5 protein-coding genes and 1 pseudogene are annotated in these 3,841 nt (G+C 38.9%); 2 read left to right on the top strand and 4 right to left on the bottom strand.

Going from position 1 to position 3,841, the window contains the following annotated elements:
• From B9Z54_RS11895 to B9Z54_RS11885, 3 genes are all read right to left on the bottom strand, one after another.
• The coding region (locus B9Z54_RS11895; protein WP_162785192.1) for a hypothetical protein at positions 1 to 379 on the bottom strand (379 nt) is incomplete at its 3' end.
• Between the two features lie 95 nt (positions 380 to 474).
• Entirely contained in the window at positions 475 to 891 is a 417-nt protein-coding gene (locus tag B9Z54_RS11890; protein ID WP_162785191.1) for an AAA family ATPase, read from the bottom strand.
• 13 nt (positions 892 to 904) lie between these two features.
• Positions 905 to 1,279, bottom strand: coding sequence for a P-loop NTPase family protein (locus tag B9Z54_RS11885; protein ID WP_113928611.1), 375 nt, complete (start codon positions 1,277 to 1,279; stop codon positions 905 to 907).
• 194 nt (positions 1,280 to 1,473) lie between these two features.
• Here B9Z54_RS11885 and B9Z54_RS11875 point away from each other — a divergent pair.
• A pseudogene (locus B9Z54_RS11875) lies at positions 1,474 to 2,099 on the top strand (DNA cytosine methyltransferase).
• Positions 2,050 to 2,613, top strand: a complete 564-nt coding sequence (locus B9Z54_RS11870) for a DNA cytosine methyltransferase (RefSeq protein WP_275887806.1) — start codon at positions 2,050 to 2,052, stop codon at positions 2,611 to 2,613. The pseudogene B9Z54_RS11875 and the gene B9Z54_RS11870 overlap by 50 nt, the downstream one beginning before the upstream one ends.
• A 42-nt stretch (positions 2,614 to 2,655) precedes the next feature.
• Here B9Z54_RS11870 and dcm read toward each other — a convergent pair.
• On the bottom strand, positions 2,656 to 3,841 hold a 1,186-nt coding region (gene dcm, locus B9Z54_RS11865; protein WP_113928607.1), incomplete at its 5' end, for a DNA (cytosine-5-)-methyltransferase.

The following is a 3,841-nucleotide window of genomic DNA, read 5'->3' as shown; positions in this document are numbered from 1 at the left end:
ATCTAATACCGGTTAAACTTTCGATTAGTCCTTTTAACTCTATAAATTTTCTATTCAAATTCGAGGAAAAACTTAATTGGTCTAAAGCTATTCCTTTGTTCTGATCGCCATCAAAGATTACACTGGTTTCATTTGATGAATCAAGAGTTGAAGGTATAAATGTTGTTTTCAAATAACTCTCTCCACCAGGATAAAACTTAAATTCAACTGAATTTTTCAAACTGCTGATTTCTCTATCTTCTGAGAGATGAATGATTTTTTCCAACATCAATTTCACTAAATAATCTTCTACAAAAATGACCTTTTTAGTAGGCAAAGTTCTTCCCAAATTACTAAAAATATTTACTGGCGGTACTTCTTCAATAATTTTTATTTTCAAACCTATTTTCTGGTTGAAATAGCAATTTGATTGATTGTTTATTGAATTGTTCTATAATGTCTGTTGAATGAGTAGAAATAACAATTTGGAGTTTTTTATTTTATCGCCATTCTACTTAGTAAAAGAATTAATCTTTTCTGAGCTTCTGGATGTAAAGATACTTCTGGTTCGTCCAATAGAATTAAACTATGCTCTTCGGCCTCAAAAATCTTTCTAACGATTCTAACAACAGAAATTTCTCCACTTCCAGCGTGCGCTTCCGTGTAATTAAAATCATTATTATAAAATATAATACTTTCTTTAAATTCTTTTGTGAAAAAACTGTGTTTTACAGACAGCGCTTTTTGATAATTTTTATCTAGAATAAACTTTATGACTTCTAGCTCTTCTTCACTTAGTTCAACCGGGGCATAACCTATTACTTTTTTCCATTTTTGAACAAAGGAATTAGTTCTTAAGACCTCTTCTAAAAATTTAGATCGTTCTCTTATGAAGTCTTGTTTTGTTTTCATTCTCGTAGTTTGTTTAAAAATCCGAAAAATAGTAATATTGATCATAGGGGCTGAGTTCAGATCGAAAATCTATATATTCAACACCTTTACGTACAGGAGAATTCCTTGTTATTCCTTCTTCTTCGAGTTTTTTCATACCCAAAAATTTTAGCGGACGACTCGTTTCCCAATAGTCTGGCTTTCCAGGTTTGTCTATTCTACTATATATAACTTCTTTTCGAGTTTCTCCATAGGCGTAATAATAACGATTTCTATCAGTACTTCCTTTTTCTTTTATTGGATCTACTGCGGTCGAAAACCAAAATGTCCCTATATTTTTATTATAAGGTACTCCGTAAAGTGCATGAAGGCAGGAACTTTTCCCTAAGCCGTTTTTACCAGCTAACACGGTTATTGGATGGGTAAAGTTTATTCTACTTCCTCTTTCAAAATTTTTTAAATGTTGCCAAATCTATGTAATGTATATAGTCTTTAAATGCATTCGCATTGAGCATCTTTGAAAGAGTACAAAAATTTGTTTGTAAATCTTCTTTATACCAATCTATCATTTTGTTACACATCCTTTTTAGTGAATAAGAGTAGGTGAGATATTTGAAAAAGAAAGCTGTTGAATTATTTTGTGGTGTCGGTGGTGTGACTGAAAGTCTAAAAAGACACTATAACATTGTTAGTTCAATCGAAATGGATCCAATTATAGCAAGGTCTTATACAGCTAACCATGGTGATGACCACCTTATCATTACAGATATAAATAAATTAGATTCCACCTGGTGGAAAAATTTAAAAATAAAGAAAAAAACATCGAAATATTAGTTTCAACGCCGCCCTGTCAAGGATTTTCTTCTTATAACAGAAATCGAAATAAAGAGTTTGATATAAGAAATGATTTAGTTTTTCAAACAAATACTGTTGCAAACATCCTTAAACCTAAATTTATCCTCTTTGAAAATGTTGTAGGATTTACCAAACATCCTTATTTTAAGATTTTTTTGAACAAATTACAAAATTTAGATTTAGAGGGTAAGCCTATAGATAAAAATTTACCTTCTTATCAAGTCAGGTATTCAATAGTTAATGCAGCAGATTATGGAGTACCACAAAATCGTAAAAGATTGATATTAGTAGCTAAGAAAGTCGAATCTTTTCCGTCTCTAGAAAGTGTTCTTTTTACTAAATTCCTCAAACATTCAAACATCGGGCGCTCATGAAATTTGGCCAGATACAAAAGAGCAAGTAACCCTAGGCGAATATCTAGCACGTTTTAAAATCTCACCAATTTCGGCTGGGGAACGTGATTCCGCTGATCATCTCCATACTTCAATGAATCTTTCACTCAAGAATTTAAAGAGAATCGAAATGACGCCCCATAATGGTGGAACAAAATCTTCTTGGGAAAAAGATTTGTTGTTACCTTCGCAAAATAAAAACAACAATAATTTTAAAGATGTGTATGGCCGAATGGATTACTCAAAGCAATCGCCCACGATTACTACAGGATGTATAACACTTTCCAAAGGTAGGTTCGGACATCCCACTGAAAACAGAGCTATTTCTTTGAGAGAGGCTGCTTTAATACAGACTTTCCCTATTAATTATTGTTTTTACGGCGATTTAAAATCTGGACCTAATATGGGATCTAAGGCAAATATCGCTATGCAAATTGGAAATGCGGTACCTGTAGAGCTTGCTGCGGCATTCATTGAAAAAATATCAAAACATTAAAAAGCTGGGTCATCTTATTCAAATTAAGTGACCCAGCTTTCTTTATTTAAAATTATTATACGTTCCTAACAGCTGCATCTGAATCGCTTCCTGCAAGATACCTTTATCATCCTCTTGCTCATGAACCTCTGCGATTCGATGGCTCATCCGCTCAATCAATCCGACGACGAGGGCGTTCCCCATCGTGAAGTAACGTTTGCGGTCCGTCATCGTACCCGTCCATCCGTAAGGGAATCCGTTTAGTCCCTCGCACTCTTCGGGACGAAGATAACGGAGTCGTTTCGTCTGTGGATCTTCGATGACATGGCTCGAGCGGTTGCACGTGCCTTCGCTCGTCAACATCGTACGGCCCGGAAGGTCAAGCGAGTCCGGATACGACATGCCGCCCTCTGCGTACACATACACGTGACCACTTGCCGAGGTCCGCTCGATTTTCTTCGGCCCTTTCAAGTAAGCCAACTCTTCCTGCTCGTTCCGACCCGACTTTTTAATCGTCTCGGTGTCCAAATAATACTGTTCCGGTGTAGGACCGAACTGCTCATAGACTTCTTGGACCACTTCGCCGAGCGTCTTCGGCACCTCTCGTTTCGGTAACGTCTCGAGCGTCGTCACCCGGTCACCCGACATGATGCCCGCATTGCGGTACGTCGCCGAGAACGTGTCAGAGATTTCGACGATATCTTTCGGAAGTTCGAACTGCGAACCCGGATGTTTCTCACTTGTTAGCTCATGGACCGGGAATGCAGGTGCGAAGAATCCTGACTCGAGCAGCCATTCCTCTGGATTCGCCTGCTTGGCACGCGCTGAATGGTTAAGATCCGTCCGGGTCGCAAAGATGAAGATACGACGACGGCGTTGCGCGAACCCATAGTCGGCCGCATTGATGACGCGCCATTCGACCGTGTAGCCTTGATCGGCGAACGCACGAAGCATGACACTGAAGTCACGTCCCCGTTGCTTGGCAGGCGACTTCATGAGTCGATCGACGTTTTCGAGCAATACGTAAGGCGGCTTCTCCTGCTCGATGATGTTCATGATTTCCCAGAACAAAACGCCCTTCTTCCCTTGAATCCCTTGCTCGTTCTTTAGGCTGCGCGACACACTGTAGTCTTGGCAAGGGAAACCACCGACTAATAGATGGTGCGGGCCCGCCTCCATCCACGAGAGGGCGATGTCTTCGTTCGAATGTATCCCGCGGTCTTTGAACCGTTCGGCGTAGCAATCGAAG

This window comes from Bacillus sp. P14.5, from assembly GCF_003316765.1.
Taxonomy (GTDB): domain Bacteria; phylum Bacillota; class Bacilli; order Bacillales; family Bacillaceae_B; genus Rossellomorea.
This window is presented reverse-complemented; position numbering and strand designations above follow the sequence as displayed.

What these genes read in the sequence shown, in the direction of transcription:
- B9Z54_RS11890 (WP_162785191.1), bottom strand. Translation starts at nt 891, where the DNA reads ATGAAAACAAAACAAGACTTCATAAGAGAACGATCTAAATTTTTAGAA.